The organism is Streptomyces sp. NPDC008163 (assembly GCF_042956885.1).
GTDB lineage: Bacteria > Actinomycetota > Actinomycetes > Streptomycetales > Streptomycetaceae > Streptomyces > Streptomyces drozdowiczii_A.
On record NZ_JBIBHG010000004.1, the window covers coordinates 310,284 to 323,732 of the forward strand.

At 69.9% G+C, this 13,449-nt stretch carries 12 protein-coding genes; 3 read left to right on the top strand and 9 right to left on the bottom strand.

Annotated elements, in window-relative coordinates; genetic code table 11:
- Positions 1-46: 46 nt before the first annotated feature.
- The gene (gene acnA, locus ACFZAT_RS11890) at positions 47-2,761 is read right to left on the bottom strand and encodes an aconitate hydratase AcnA (protein WP_391263269.1); all 2,715 of its coding nucleotides are present in this window, start codon (positions 2,759-2,761) and stop codon (positions 47-49) included.
- Positions 2,762-3,050: 289 nt separating this feature from the next.
- Positions 3,051-3,719: an MOSC domain-containing protein gene (locus ACFZAT_RS11895; protein ID WP_391263271.1), complete on the bottom strand. Its 669-nt coding sequence runs from the start codon at positions 3,717-3,719 to the stop codon at positions 3,051-3,053.
- A gap of 148 nt (positions 3,720-3,867) precedes the next feature.
- Here ACFZAT_RS11895 and ACFZAT_RS11900 point away from each other — a divergent pair, with 148 nt between their 5' ends.
- A complete protein-coding gene (locus ACFZAT_RS11900; protein WP_018100749.1) occupies positions 3,868-5,397 on the top strand; it encodes a UDP-N-acetylglucosamine 1-carboxyvinyltransferase in 1,530 nt (509 codons plus the stop codon).
- A gap of 51 nt (positions 5,398-5,448) precedes the next feature.
- Here the strand turns inward: ACFZAT_RS11900 and ACFZAT_RS11905 are convergent, their stop codons facing one another.
- The 6 genes from ACFZAT_RS11905 to ACFZAT_RS11930 form a co-directional block, all read right to left on the bottom strand.
- Positions 5,449-6,120, bottom strand: a complete 672-nt coding sequence (locus tag ACFZAT_RS11905) for a potassium-transporting ATPase subunit C (protein ID WP_391263273.1) — start codon at positions 6,118-6,120, stop codon at positions 5,449-5,451.
- Between the two features lie 6 nt (positions 6,121-6,126).
- Positions 6,127-8,235, bottom strand: coding sequence for a potassium-transporting ATPase subunit KdpB (kdpB, locus tag ACFZAT_RS11910; protein WP_391263275.1), 2,109 nt, complete (start codon positions 8,233-8,235; stop codon positions 6,127-6,129).
- Positions 8,232-9,896 (bottom strand): potassium-transporting ATPase subunit KdpA, encoded by a 1,665-nt coding sequence (gene kdpA, locus ACFZAT_RS11915; RefSeq protein ID WP_391263277.1) that lies wholly within the window; start codon positions 9,894-9,896, stop codon positions 8,232-8,234. Before kdpA ends, kdpB begins: the two co-directional genes overlap by 4 nt.
- Before the next feature lie 8 nt (positions 9,897-9,904).
- On the bottom strand, positions 9,905-9,994 hold the full coding sequence (gene kdpF / locus ACFZAT_RS11920; RefSeq protein WP_391263280.1) for a K(+)-transporting ATPase subunit F: 90 nt from the start codon (positions 9,992-9,994) through the stop codon (positions 9,905-9,907).
- Positions 9,991-10,239, bottom strand: coding sequence for a hypothetical protein (locus ACFZAT_RS11925; RefSeq protein WP_391263281.1), 249 nt, complete (start codon positions 10,237-10,239; stop codon positions 9,991-9,993). The genes kdpF and ACFZAT_RS11925 overlap by 4 nt, the downstream gene beginning before the upstream one ends.
- A gap of 239 nt (positions 10,240-10,478) precedes the next feature.
- Positions 10,479-10,994 carry a universal stress protein gene (locus ACFZAT_RS11930; protein ID WP_391263284.1) on the bottom strand — a complete coding sequence of 172 codons (516 nt, stop codon included), beginning with the start codon at positions 10,992-10,994 and terminating at the stop codon, positions 10,479-10,481.
- Positions 10,995-11,193: 199 nt separating this feature from the next.
- Between ACFZAT_RS11930 and ACFZAT_RS11935 the strand changes: the two genes are divergently transcribed.
- Positions 11,194-11,526: an SAV_915 family protein gene (locus ACFZAT_RS11935; protein ID WP_391263286.1), complete on the top strand. Its 333-nt coding sequence runs from the start codon at positions 11,194-11,196 to the stop codon at positions 11,524-11,526.
- Positions 11,527-11,564: 38 nt separating this feature from the next.
- Positions 11,565-12,896: a diaminopimelate decarboxylase gene (gene lysA, locus ACFZAT_RS11940; RefSeq protein ID WP_391263287.1), complete on the top strand. Its 1,332-nt coding sequence runs from the start codon at positions 11,565-11,567 to the stop codon at positions 12,894-12,896.
- A 7-nt stretch (positions 12,897-12,903) separates the two neighbouring features.
- Here the strand turns inward: lysA and ACFZAT_RS11945 are convergent, their stop codons facing one another.
- Positions 12,904-13,446 carry a DUF4383 domain-containing protein gene (locus ACFZAT_RS11945; RefSeq protein WP_391263289.1) on the bottom strand — a complete coding sequence of 181 codons (543 nt, stop codon included), beginning with the start codon at positions 13,444-13,446 and terminating at the stop codon, positions 12,904-12,906.
- Positions 13,447-13,449: the final 3 nt, after the last annotated feature.

Below are 13,449 nucleotides of genomic sequence, written 5' to 3' on the forward strand. Positions count from 1 at the left end.
CCCCGTCGCCGGGGGTGCGGCCCTCTCGCCGTACTGCGGCTGATCCCTACTTGCGGATCAGGCTGCGGAGCACGTACTGCAGGATGCCGCCGTTGCGGTAGTAGTCCGCCTCACCGGGGGTGTCGATGCGGACGACGCCGTCGAACTCCACACCGGTGTCGGTGGTGACCTTGACCGTACGCGGGGTCGTGCCGTCGTTCAGCTCGGTGACACCGGTGACGGAGAAGGTCTCCTCGCCCGTCAGGCCCAGCGTCGCGGCGGTCTGGCCCTCCGGGAACTGGAGCGGCAGGACGCCCATGCCGATGAGGTTCGAGCGGTGGATGCGCTCGTAGGACTCGGCGACGACGGCCTTGACGCCGAGGAGCGCGGTGCCCTTGGCCGCCCAGTCGCGGGACGAGCCGGAGCCGTACTCCTTGCCGGCCAGGATGACCAGCGGGGTGCCGGCGGCCTGGTAGTTCTGCGAGGCGTCGTAGATGAACGACACCGGACCGCCGTCCTTGGTGAAGTCGCGGGTGAAGCCGCCCTCGGTGCCCGGCGCGATCTGGTTGCGCAGGCGGATGTTGGCGAACGTGCCGCGGATCATGACCTCGTGGTTGCCACGGCGCGAACCGTAGGAGTTGAAGTCACGGCGCTCGATGCCGTGCTCCGTGAGGTACTGACCGGCCGGGGTGTCGGCCTTGATCGCACCGGCCGGGGAGATGTGGTCGGTGGTGACCGAGTCGCCCAGCTTGGCCAGGACCCGGGCGCCGGTGATGTCCTCGACCGGCGAGGTCTCCATGGTCATGCCCTCGAAGTACGGGGGCTTGCGCACGTAGGTGGACTCGGCGTCCCACTCGAAGGTGTTGCCGGTCGGGATGGACAGCGCCTGCCACTGGGCGTCGCCCGCGAAGACGTCCTGGTAGGACTTGTTGAACATGTCCTCGCCGATGGCGTTCGCCACGACGTCGTTGACCTCGGCCTCGGAGGGCCAGATGTCCTCCAGGTGGACGGGCTTGCCGTCCTGGTCGACGCCGAGCGCGTCCTTGGTGATGTCGACCTTCATCGAACCGGCGATGGCGTACGCGACGACCAGCGGCGGGGACGCCAGGTAGTTCATCTTGACGTCGGGGTTGATCCGGCCCTCGAAGTTGCGGTTGCCGGAGAGCACCGAGGTGACGGCCAGGTCGTGGTCGTTGACCGCCTTGGAGACCTCCTCCGGCAGCGGGCCGGAGTTGCCGATGCAGGTGGTGCAGCCGTAGCCGACGAGGTTGAAGCCGACCTTGTCGAGGTACGGGGTCAGGCCCGCCTTGTCGAAGTAGTCGGTGACGACCTTGGAACCCGGGGCGAGGGTGGTCTTGACCCACGGCTTGCGGGTCAGGCCCTTCTCGACGGCCTTCTTCGCCACGAGCGCCGCGGCGACCATGACGTACGGGTTCGAGGTGTTGGTGCAGGAGGTGATCGCGGCGACGGTGACGGCGCCGTGGTCCAGCTCGTACGTGGTGCCGTCGGGGGCGGTGACGGTGACCGGGTTCGACGGAACGCCGTTGGTGGCGGCCGGCGAGTCGGAGGCCGGGAAGGACTCCTTGCCCGCCTCCTCGTCGTCGTCGACGTAGTTGCGGACGTCCTGGGCGAACTGGGCCTTGGCGTTGGCGAGGACGATGCGGTCCTGCGGGCGCTTCGGGCCGGCGATGGACGGGACGACCGTGGAGAGGTCGAGCTCCAGCTTCTCGGAGAAGTCCGGCTCGGCGGCCGGGTCCAGCCAGAGGCCCTGCTCCTTGGCGTACGCCTCGACGAGGGCGACCTGCTGGGCGTCGCGGCCGGTCAGGCGCAGGTAGTTGAGGGTCTCGTCGTCGATCGGGAAGATCGCGGCGGTGGAGCCGAACTCCGGCGACATGTTGCCGATGGTGGCGCGGTTGGCGAGCGAGGTGGCGGCCACGCCCTCACCGTAGAACTCCACGAACTTGCCGACGACGCCGTGCTTGCGGAGCATCTCGGTGATGGTCAGCACGAGGTCGGTGGCGGTGGTGCCGGCCGGCAGCTCGCCGGTCAGCTTGAAGCCGACGACGCGCGGGATGAGCATGGAGACCGGCTGGCCGAGCATCGCGGCCTCGGCCTCGATGCCGCCGACGCCCCAGCCCAGCACGCCGAGGCCGTTGACCATGGTGGTGTGCGAGTCGGTGCCGACGAGGGTGTCGGGGTACGCCTGGCCGTTGCGGACCATGACCGTACGGGCCAGGTGCTCGATGTTGACCTGGTGGACGATGCCGGTGCCGGGCGGGACGACCTTGAACTCGCTGAACGCGGTCTGGCCCCAGCGCAGGAACTGGTAGCGCTCCTTGTTGCGGCCGTACTCCAGCTCGACGTTCTGGCCGAAGGCGTCCTTCGTACCGAACTTGTCGGCGATGACGGAGTGGTCGATGACCAGCTCGGCCGGGGCGAGCGGGTTGATGCGCTCCGGGTCGCCGCCGAGCTCCTTGACGGCCTCACGCATGGTCGCGAGGTCCACGACGCAGGGCACACCGGTGAAGTCCTGCATGATCACGCGGGCCGGCGTGAACTGGATCTCCTGGCTGGGCTGCGCCTGGGAGTCCCAGCCGCCGAGCGCGCGGATGTGGTCGGCGGTGATGTTCGCGCCGTCCTCCGTGCGGAGCAGGTTCTCCAGCAGGACCTTCAGGCTGTAAGGGAGGCGCGCGGAGCCCTCGACCTTGTCCAGCTTGAAGATCTCGTACGACTCGTCGCCCACGCGCAGCGTGCTGCGGGCGTCGAAGCTGTTCGCCGACACGACAGTCTCCTTCATCAATGTGCGCGTAACTCCGCGCCGCGCCTCACCACGGCGGGCGCCGCGTGGTGCCGCCTCGGACCACCGGACCATCCGCTAAGGTAAGGCTTAGTTAGGTAACCCTTACCTGGGGCGGCCCGCTGTGCGCCTTCGGCATATATCTCGATGTCGAGATAACTCTAGTACATGACCGCGGAAGGGTCATGTCCGGGCGCCCCGTGTCCCCTCCCGGCGCGGACAGCGGCCGGTACACCGTCGAGCCGCCGGCCGCCCTCCTGACGGGCACGGGCGGTCACGGTGCGGTGCGGCGGCGGACGGCCTCCTTCGTCTCGTCGGGCAGCGCGTCGGCGACGAGGAGGCCCGGCAGCAGCTCCGGCTCCAGCGTCGTGGCCCGGAACTCCAGCGCGACGGTCACCTCGTGAGCGGGCCGGTGCACGATCTCCAGGCGGTCGCCGGACCGGATCTCGCCGGGCTCGATCACCCGGAGGTACGCGCCGGGCAGGGCGGCCCGGGTGAACCGCTTGATCCAGCCGTCCCGCTCCAGCCAGCCCTGGAACGTCCCGCACGGGATCCGCGCGCACGACACCTCCAGGACGACGTCCGGCCCGATCCGCCAGCACTCCCCGATCAGGGCGCCGTTGACATCCACGCCGACGGTGGTCAGGTTCTCGCCGAACACCCCGTTGGCGAGCGGCCGGCCGAGCTCGGCCTCCCAGCCGTCCAGGTCCTCGCGCGCGTAGGCGTAGACGGCCTGGTCGGTGCCGCCGTGGTGCTTCACGTCGTAGACCCGGTCGCCGGCCAGGCCGACGGCGCCGGTGCCCTTGGACCCGGGGGCGGTCACCGCGACCGGCCCGTCGACGGGCCGCTTGTCGATGCCCGTCGCGCTGATCCCCTTCCAGGGATTGGGACGGGGACGGCCGATGTTGACGGAGAGCACGTGCGTGCCGCGGGCATCATCCATGGGGCGGGACCCTACGAGCCACCGGGCGCGGACGCGAGGGAGTTTCGCCCATCACCCTGCACTCCGCCGTCCCCTCCGGCACACCACTCTCACCCGAACGGCACACCCCCACGCGAGTGCAATCTCATATCTGAGATAGCCTTTCGGCATGTCAGATGACTACCTCGTACGTATCGGCAAGCTCATCCGTGACGCCCGCCAGCACCGGGGCTGGACGCAGAGCCAGCTCGCCGAGGCGCTCGGCACCAGCCAGAGCGCGGTCAACCGCATCGAGCGCGGCAATCAAAACATCAGCCTTGAGATGATCGCCCGTATCGGTGAAGCACTCGACAGCGAGATCGTCTCGCTCGGCTACGCCGGTCCCATGCATCTGCGCGTGGTCGGCGGGCGCCGCCTCTCCGGCGCCATCGACGTGAAGACCAGCAAGAACGCCTGCGTGGCGCTGCTGTGCGCCTCGCTGCTCAACAAGGGCCGTACGGTGCTGCGCCGCGTGGCCAGGATCGAGGAGGTCTACCGCCTCCTCGAAGTACTCAACTCCATCGGCGTGCGCGCCCGCTGGATCAACGACGGCACCGACCTGGAGATCGTGCCGCCGGCCCGGCTCGACATGGACGCGATCGACGCGGACGCCGCCCGCCGCACCCGCTCCATCATCATGTTCCTCGGCCCGCTGCTGCACCGCATGGACGCGTTCAAGCTGCCGTACGCGGGCGGCTGCGACCTCGGCACGCGGACGATCGAGCCGCACATGATCGCCCTGCGCCGCTTCGGCCTGGACATCGCCGCCACCGAGGGCATCTACCACGCCCGGGTGGACCACTCCGTCACGCCCGGCCGCCCGATCGTGCTGACCGAGCGCGGCGACACGGTGACCGAGAACGCCCTGCTGGCCGCCGCCCGCCACGACGGCACCACGGTCATCCGGAACGCCTCGTCCAACTACATGGTCCAGGACCTCTGCTTCTTCCTGGAGGCGCTGGGCGTACGCGTGGACGGCGTCGGCACGACGACCCTCACGGTGCACGGCGTGCCCGAGATCGACGTGGACGTGGACTACTCGCCGTCCGAGGACCCGGTCGAGGCGATGAGCCTGCTGGCCGCCGCCGTCGTCACGGAGTCCGAGCTGACGATCCGCCGGGTGCCCATCGAGTTCCTGGAGATCGAGCTCGCGGTCCTGGAGGAGATGGGCGTCGACTGCGACCGCACCGCGGAGTACGCGGCGGACAACGGCCGCACCAGGCTGGTCGACCTGACGGTCCGTCCCTCCAAGCTGGAGGCGCCGATCGACAAGATCCACCCGATGCCGTTCCCCGGCCTCAACATCGACAACGTCCCCTTCTTCGCGGCCATCGCGGCCTCGGCGCACGGCCAGACCCTGATCCACGACTGGGTCTACGACAACCGCGCCATCTACCTCACCGACCTCAACCGCCTGGGCGGCCGCCTCCAGCTCCTGGACCCGCACCGCGTCCTGGTCGAGGGCCCCACCCGCTGGCGCGCCGCCGAGATGATGTGCCCGCCGGCCCTGCGCCCGGCGGTGGTCGTCCTCCTCGCGATGATGGCGGCGGAGGGCACGTCGGTGCTGCGCAACGTGTACGTGATCAACCGCGGCTACGAGGAACTGGCGGAGCGGCTGAACTCGGTGGGGGCGCAGATCGAGATCTTCCGGGACATCTGATACATCGAGGCCGGCGCGCCCCTCCCCGAGGGGTGCGCCGGCCCAGGTGGTTCAGTGCTGGGTCAGTTCCCTGAGCGCGGTGTTGAGTTCCAGGACGTTCACGCGGGGTTCGCCCATGAAGCCGAGGAGCCGGTCGGTGGTGTGGTTCCGGACGAGGCCCTCGACCTGCTTGACGTCGAGTCCGTTCTTCTCCGCGACCCGGTGGACCTGGAGCTTCGCGTACGCAGGTGAGATGTCCGGGTCCAGGCCGGAGCCGGAGGACGTGACGGCGTCGGCGGGTACGTCCCGGGGCTTCACCCGGTACGTGGGCGTGGAGTTGTCCTTGACCACGGCCGCCTTGGCGTCCTTCACCCACCGGATCAGCTCCGCGTTGTCGCCGGAGCGGTTGGTGGCGCCGGAGAGGATCAGCGAGTAGCGGGTGTTGACGCTGTTGGTCCCGAGGCCGTTGGAGGGGCGGGGCTGGAACCACTTCAGGTCGGGGGCGGGGGTCTCCTCACCCTTCTTCAGGGGGAGGTCGTACCGCTGTCCGATGAGGGAGGAGCCGACGACACGCCCCTTCGTGTCCTTGATCTCGGAGCCGTTGGCCCGGTCGTTGAAGAGGGCCTGGGCGACGCCGGTGACGGCGAGGGGGTAGATGACCCCGCAGACCAGGGTGAGGACGAGCAGGGCCCGCAGTCCGGCCCCGAGCACGCGCGCGGTGGTGCTGACGGTGTTGTTGGTCATGGCGGATCAGCCGATTCCGGGGATGAGGGAGAGGAGCAGATCGATGAGCTTGATGCCGATGAACGGGGCCACGATGCCGCCGAGTCCGTAGACCGCGAGGTTGCGGCGCAGCATCCTGTCCGCACTGGCGGGCCGGTAGCCGACGCCCTTGAGTGCGAGCGGCACCAGGGCCACGATGATCAGCGCGTTGAAGATGACGGCGGAGAGGATCGCGGACTCGGGCGAGGTCAGGCCCATGATGTTGAGCTCGTCCAGCGACGGGTACGCCACGGCGAACATGGCGGGGATGATCGCGAAGTACTTCGCGACGTCGTTGGCGATGGAGAAGGTGGTGAGGGCTCCCCGGGTGATGAGGAGCTGTTTGCCGATCTCGACGATCTCGATGAGTTTGGTGGGGTTGGAGTCGAGGTCCACCATGTTCCCGGCCTCCTTGGCGGCCGAGGTTCCGGTGTTCATCGCGACGCCGACGTCGGCCTGGGCCAGGGCGGGGGCGTCGTTGGTGCCGTCACCGGTCATCGCGACCAGCTTGCCGCCCGCCTGTTCCCGCTTGATGAGGGCCATCTTGTCCTCGGGCGTCGCCTCGGCCAGGAAGTCGTCGACCCCCGCCTCCTCGGCGATCGCCTTCGCGGTCAGCGGGTTGTCGCCCGTGATCATGACCGTCCTGATGCCCATCCGGCGCAGCTCGTCGAACCGCTCCCGCATGCCCTCCTTCACCACGTCCTTGAGATGGATCAGCCCCAGGACCCGCGCGCCGCGAGCATCTTCCACAGCCACCAGCAGCGGCGTGCCACCAGCCTGGGCAATCCGCTCGCTGAGCGCCTGCGCGTCCTCGGAGGCACTCCCGCCCCGCTCCTTCACCCATGCCTCGACGGAACCGGTGGCGCCCTTGCGGACCTTGCGGCCCGCCAGGTCGACGCCCGACATCCGGGTCTGCGCGGTGAACTCCACCCACGCGGCGCCCGCCAGCTCGCCCTGGTCCCTCTCCCGCAGCCCGTACTTCTCCTTGGCCAGCACCACGATCGACCGGCCCTCGGGCGTCTCGTCGGCGAGCGAGGAGAGCTGGGCGGCGTCGGCGAGTTCCGCCTCCCCCACACCCTCGACCGGGACGAGTGCGGCCGCCTGCCGGTTGCCGAGGGTGATCGTGCCGGTCTTGTCGAGGAGCAGCGTCGACACGTCACCGGCCGCCTCCACGGCGCGGCCCGACATGGCCAGGACGTTGCGCTGGACGAGCCGGTCCATCCCGGCGATCCCGATCGCGGACAGCAGCGCCCCGATCGTGGTGGGGATGAGGCAGACCAGCAGGGCCGCGAGCACGATCAGCGAGGTCTGGCCGTCGGCTCCCGCGTAGATCGCGAACGGCTTCAGGGTGACGACGGCGAGCAGGAAGACGATCGTGAGGGACGCCAGGAGGATGTTCAGGGCGATCTCGTTGGGGGTCTTCTGCCGGGCGGCGCCCTCGACCAGGGCGATCATCCGGTCGATGAAGGTCTCGCCCGGTTTGGTGGTGATCCTGATGACGACGCGGTCGGACAGCACCTTCGTGCCGCCGGTGACGGCCGAGCGGTCGCCGCCGGACTCGCGGATGACCGGAGCCGATTCCCCGGTGATCGCGGACTCGTCGACGGAGGCGACGCCCTCGACCACGTCCCCGTCGCCGGGGACGACGTCGCCGGCCTCGCAGACCACCAGGTCGCCGATGCGCAGGTCCGTCCCGGCGACCCGCTCCTCCTTGCCGCCGACGATGCGACGGGCGACGGTGTCGGTCTTGGCCTTGCGCAGGGTGTCGGCCTGGGCCTTGCCCCGGCCCTCGGCGACCGCCTCGGCGAGGTTGGCGAAGACCGTGGTCAGCCAGAGCCAGGCGGTGATCGCCCAGCCGAACCAGTCGGCCGGGTCGGTGACCGCCAGCGCGGTCGTGACCACCGAGCCGATCAGCACGACGAACATGACCGGTGACTTGATCATCACGCGCGGGTCCAGCTTGCGCAGCGCGTCCGGGAACGACTTCAGGAGCTGCTTCGGGTCGAAGAGCCCGCTGCCGACCCGGCCGGCGGTCCCATGGCCGCCGGTCGGCGGGATGTCTCCGTGCGGAGCTCGGGTGGAGGTGGCGGTGCTCATGAGGCGAGCCCTTCGGCGAGCGGACCCAGCGCCAGGGCCGGGAAGTAGGTGAGTCCGGTGATGATGAGGATCGTGCCGACGAGCAGCCCCGCGTAGAGGGGTTTGTCGGTGCGCAGCGTGCCCGCGGTCTCGGGTACCGGTTTCTGTTCGGCGAGCGAACCGGCCAGGGCGAGGACGAACACCACCGGCACGAACCGGCCGAGCAGCATCGCGATACCGATGGTGGTGTTGAACCACTGGGTGTCGGCGTTGAGCCCGGCGAAGGCGGAGCCGTTGTTGTTGGCGCCGGAGGTGTAGGCGTAAAGGATCTCGGAGAAGCCGTGCGCGCCGGAGTTCGTCATCGAGTGGGCGGGGGTCGGCAGAGCCATGGCGACCGCGGTGAAGCCGAGCACGAGCGCGGGGGTGACGAGGATGTAGCAGGCGGCGAGTTTGATCTCGCGGGTGCCGATCTTCTTGCCGAGGTATTCGGGGGTGCGGCCCACCATCAGCCCGGCGATGAACACGGCGATGACCGCCATGATCAGCATGCCGTAGAGGCCGGAGCCGACACCGCCGGGAGCGATCTCGCCGAGCTGCATCCCGAGCATCGTGATGCCGCCGCCGAAGCCGGTGTACGAGGAGTGGAAGGAGTTCACCGCGCCGGTCGAGGTCAGCGTCGTGGCGACCGCGAAGAGGGACGATCCGGCGATCCCGAAGCGGGTCTCCTTGCCCTCCATGGCGCCGCCGGCGATCTCGAACGCCGGACCGCGGTGGGCGGACTCGGTCCACATCATCAGGGCCGTGAAGCCGATCCAGATGACGGCCATCGCACCGAGGATCGCGTACCCCTGGCGCAGCGATCCGACCATGCGGCCGAAAGTCCGCGTCAGCGCGAACGGGATCAGCAGGATGAGGAAGATCTCGAAGAGGTTGGAGAGGGGGTTCGGGTTCTCGAAGGGGTGGGCGGAGTTGGCGTTGAAGTAGCCGCCACCGTTGGTGCCGAGCTCCTTGATGGCCTCCTGGGAGGCCACCGCGCCGCCGTTCCACTCCTGCGTGCCGCCCATGAACTGGCCGACCTGGTGGATGCCGGAGAAGTTCTGGATCGCCCCGCAGGCGACGAGGACGAGCGCGCCGATCACCGAGATCGGAACGAGGATGCGGACGGTGCCGCGGACGAGGTCGGCCCAGAAGTTGCCGAGTTCGCCGGTACGGGAGCGGGCGAAGCCCCGCACGAGGGCCACCGCCACGGCCATGCCGACCGCCGCGGACAGGAAGTTCTGCACCGCGAGGCCGCCGGTCTGCACGACGTGGCCCATGGCCTGCTCGCCGTAGTACGACTGCCAGTTGGTATTGGCGACGAAGGATGCGGCGGTGTTGAACGCCTGGTCCGGATCGATCGAGGAAAAGCCGAGCGAGCCCGGCAGCGATCCCTGTATCCGTTGCATCAGATACAGAAAGAGAACGCTCACCGCCGAAAAGGCGAGCACCCCGCGCAGATAGGAGGGCCAGCGCATTTCGGCGGCCGGATTGGCGCCGATGGCCTTGTATATCCACTTCTCCGGCCGGTAGTGCCTCTCGGAGGAGTAGACCTTGGCCATGTAGTCGCCCAGCGGGCGGTAGGACAGGCCGAGCGCGACGATCAGCGCCATGAGCTGGAGCGCACCAGCGATCTGGGGACTCATATCAGAACTCAGAACCTCTCCGGATACAGGAGAGCGAGGATGAGATATCCGAGCAGGGACACGGCCACGACGATTCCGACGATGTTTTCTGCGGTCACAGCTTGGTCACCCCCCGGGCGATGAGAGCCACCAGCGCGAATATCGCGACCATGGTGACGACGAAGGCCAGATCGGCCATCGCGAACTCCTGATTGGCGTGAGGAAGGGAATTGGCCTTTTGGCCGATACGAGCAAACCTCGGTTTCCCCCCGGGGATGAGCCACCTTGACGGGGCCCATACGAGGAGCGTGAACCCTTTGACGCCGGCCTGACGCCGTCGGCCGCCCCGCACCACGAAAAGCACCTGCCGCCTCACCCGGAGTGACGGCACCGGCCGGGGGGAGATCCCGACGGGCAGGTCGACCGATGCCAGGAGATCGGTGGGGACAGTTCGTTCGCGCGGCAACCCCCCGCGTCGTGAGCAGGCCGGGCGCGGCGTCGGCACCGATCAGCAGCGGGGAAGAAGTACGGCGACGCCAAGGGCCGAGCGGGCGCTGCCGGCCCGCTCCCGGTTCTCGGTACGGGCCGGCACCCGTGAAGCGCTCACTGTTCCTGCTCCCGCGCCATGAGCGGCAGGCGCCACGCCGTGCGGCGTGCCGAGGCCAGTTCGGCTTCGAGGGGATGCGGAGGGACGGCGAGTACGGGGCAGGGCGCGTGTGCCAGGCAGTACCGGGCCACCGGTGTCCGTAGTCCGGGAAACCGCCGGCCCCGTGATCCCATGCCGACGACCAGGAGATCGTCGGCCGACCGGACCGCGTCGACGAGCACCGCTCGCGGATCGCCGCGCACCGCGAATCCGGACAGGGCGATGCCCGGTCTCTCGACGGCGAACGCCATGTCCAGGGCCGCGCACAACTCCGCCCGCGCCGCCGCACGGCACTCCCTGAACGTCTCGGCGCCGAGGCCGCCGGTACGGCTGCCGAGCCCTCCCCCGGGCAGCTGCCAGGCCAGCACGGCACACAGCTCCGCACCGCGCTCCCTCGCCTCCGACACGGCCTGGTGCAGAGCCGTCAGGCTCCCCAGCGAACCGCTCACGCCCACCACGACCCGCTGCCGCATCGGGTGCCCTCCTGACCGTCCTGTTCCGGACTTCCATTGAAGGGCGGCCCCGGGGCTCCGCATATCAGCAGTCCGTATGGACTGGGCGCCGGCCGTCAAGGTTGCGTCAGCCGGCAGGGCTCGCGCCGGGGAGGCGGGCATAGCTTCGGCGTCATGCGTCGGCGAGAGTGCCGGTCGCGACTCCCCCGGAGGAAAACCCATGTGCCTCTTCCTGTACGACGACGAACCGGACCCCGACGAACAGGTCCCGGCGGGGCTCCTTCACGTGCCCGTCCACCGGCAGGCGACGGGCTTCGTGCTGCGGACCTTCCGCACCCCGCTGGGTGAACGCACCGCGGTCGCCTTCACCGGCCGCGCCCGGCTGGCCGCGACCCTCGGCGCCGGTCAGGCCTCCATCAGGCTCGCCGAGCCCGCCCTGCGCGCCCTCGCGTCACCGCTCGGCATCGGCCGGCTCGTGCTCGACCCCGCCCTCTCGGCGCCTGCCGTCACCACGGAGCCGGTGCGTTCCGAAGCGCCCGTCGGCACGCTGTGACCCGCCCGCTGCCCTTCGCCCGTCGAGGAGACGTCCCCGTGTCCGCTCCCTCCCCCACCCGCCCGGCGGGCCTGGACGACCTCTCGGTCTGGCCCGCCTCCACCACCCGCCTGCCGCATGGGCAACTGGCCGTGGGCGGGGTGCCGCTCGCCGACGTCGCCGCCCGGTTCGACACCCCCGCGTACGTCCTGGACGAGGACGAGGTACGGACGCGCTGCCGGACCTACCGTGCGGCGTTCCCCGACGCCGACGTGCTGTACGCGGCCAAGGCGTTCCTCTCCCGGGGCATGGCGCGCTGGATCGAGGAGGAGGGGCTGGGGCTCGACGTCTGTTCCGCCGGCGAACTCGAACTCGCCCACGCCGCCGGGTTCCCGCCGGCACGTGTGGTGCTGCACGGCAACGCGAAGTCCCCGCGCGACCTTGAGACCGCGCTGCGCCTCGGGGTCGGGCGAATCGTCGTCGACAGCCCCTCGGAGATTGCCCGGATCGCCGCGCTGGCCGGGCCCGAGCGGCGGCAGAAGGTCATGGTCCGGGTGGTTCCGGGCGTCTCCGCAGGTGGTCACGAGAAGATCCGGACCGGTACGGACGACCAGAAGTTCGGCCTGTCGTCGACCGACGGGTCCGCCCAGCACGCCGTCGCCCGCGTGCTCGGCCAGTCGCGGCTCGAACTGACGGGCCTGCACTGCCACATCGGCTCCCAGATAGCGGAGGTCAAGCCGTATCTGGTGGCCGTCCGCCGGATGGTGGGGCTGATGGCCCGGATCAAGGAGAGCCACGGCGTCACGCTCGCCGAACTCGACATGGGCGGCGGCCACGGCGTCGCCTACCGGCCCGGAGACCCCGCGCTGGACCTGACCGCCCTGGCTCGTCGGCTGAACGCCGAACTCACCGCGGGCTGCGCGGCGGCCGGACTGCCCGTGCCCCGGCTCGTCATCGAACCGGGGCGGGCGATCGCGGGTCCGGCCGGTGTGGCGCTGTACCGGGTGCTCGCCGTCAAGCACACCGGGGAGAAGGTGTTCGTGGCCGTCGACGGCGGCATGAGCGACAACCCCCGGCCGGCTCTGTACGGGGCCCGCTACGCGCCGCGCCTGATCAGCCCCCGGCCGGCCGCCGAGCCCGTGGTGGCCACGGTCGTGGGCCGGCACTGCGAGGCCGGCGACGTCCTCGCGGCCGATGTCCCGCTGCCCGGCGACGTACGCCCCGGCGATCTGCTCGCCGTACCCGTGGCGGGCGCCTACCAGCTGTCCAGGGCGTCGGGCTACAACCTGGTCGGCCGGCCGCCGGTCGTCGCGGTGCGCGCGGGCGCCGCACGTCTGCTGGTGCGGCGCGAGACCCTGCAGGACCTGCGAGGCCGTGACGTCGGGGACTGACCGGGGACTAACTCGGGTCGGGACGCGGCTGCTCCAGCTCCAGGGCGGCGCGTGACGCGGTGGTGGCCTTCGCGCGTTCGCGGGCCGCCTGCTCGGGGTGGCGGCGGCGCCAGTAGGGGTTGTCGTGGGAGAGCTTGCTGGACACCCGGCCGTACATCCCGAACGTGGCGATGACCAGCCCCATGACGAAGCTGAAGATCACGTTGCTCATGCCGAAGTCGAGGATGTTGGCGGAACGGTCCAGCACGAAGATGTGCGCGAAGCCGCTGAGGACGAAGAGCCCGCCGACCGTCATGTTCAGGACGGAGGCGAAGTTGCCGCCGATCACCGCGCCGGCGAGCAGCGCGAGGCCGACGACCGTGGAGATGACGCTGAGGGCGACGTTGGTGGTCATGCCCGCGATCGTGTCGCCGGCCGTGTCGAGGGGGCTCAGCGCGTCGGCGAAGCCGAGCCCCGCGAACGCCAGCAGGATGAGGCCGCAGACACCCGCGCCGTAGCGGTAGACGGTGGCCAGATGGTGGTCGAGAGGCAGTTCGTCCTTGAGGTTCATGAC

What these genes read in the sequence shown, in the direction of transcription:
- ACFZAT_RS11900 (WP_018100749.1), top strand. Translation starts at nt 3,868, where the DNA reads ATGTCAGATGACTACCTCGTACGTATCGGCAAGCTCATCCGTGACGCC.
- ACFZAT_RS11905 (WP_391263273.1), bottom strand. Translation starts at nt 6,120, where the DNA reads ATGACCAACAACACCGTCAGCACCACCGCGCGCGTGCTCGGGGCCGGA.
- kdpB (WP_391263275.1), bottom strand. Translation starts at nt 8,235, where the DNA reads ATGAGCACCGCCACCTCCACCCGAGCTCCGCACGGAGACATCCCGCCG.
- ACFZAT_RS11895 (WP_391263271.1), bottom strand. Translation starts at nt 3,719, where the DNA reads ATGGATGATGCCCGCGGCACGCACGTGCTCTCCGTCAACATCGGCCGT.
- ACFZAT_RS11930 (WP_391263284.1), bottom strand. Translation starts at nt 10,994, where the DNA reads ATGCGGCAGCGGGTCGTGGTGGGCGTGAGCGGTTCGCTGGGGAGCCTG.
- ACFZAT_RS11945 (WP_391263289.1), bottom strand. Translation starts at nt 13,446, where the DNA reads ATGAACCTCAAGGACGAACTGCCTCTCGACCACCATCTGGCCACCGTC.
- ACFZAT_RS11935 (WP_391263286.1), top strand. Translation starts at nt 11,194, where the DNA reads ATGTGCCTCTTCCTGTACGACGACGAACCGGACCCCGACGAACAGGTC.
- kdpA (WP_391263277.1), bottom strand. Translation starts at nt 9,896, where the DNA reads ATGAGTCCCCAGATCGCTGGTGCGCTCCAGCTCATGGCGCTGATCGTC.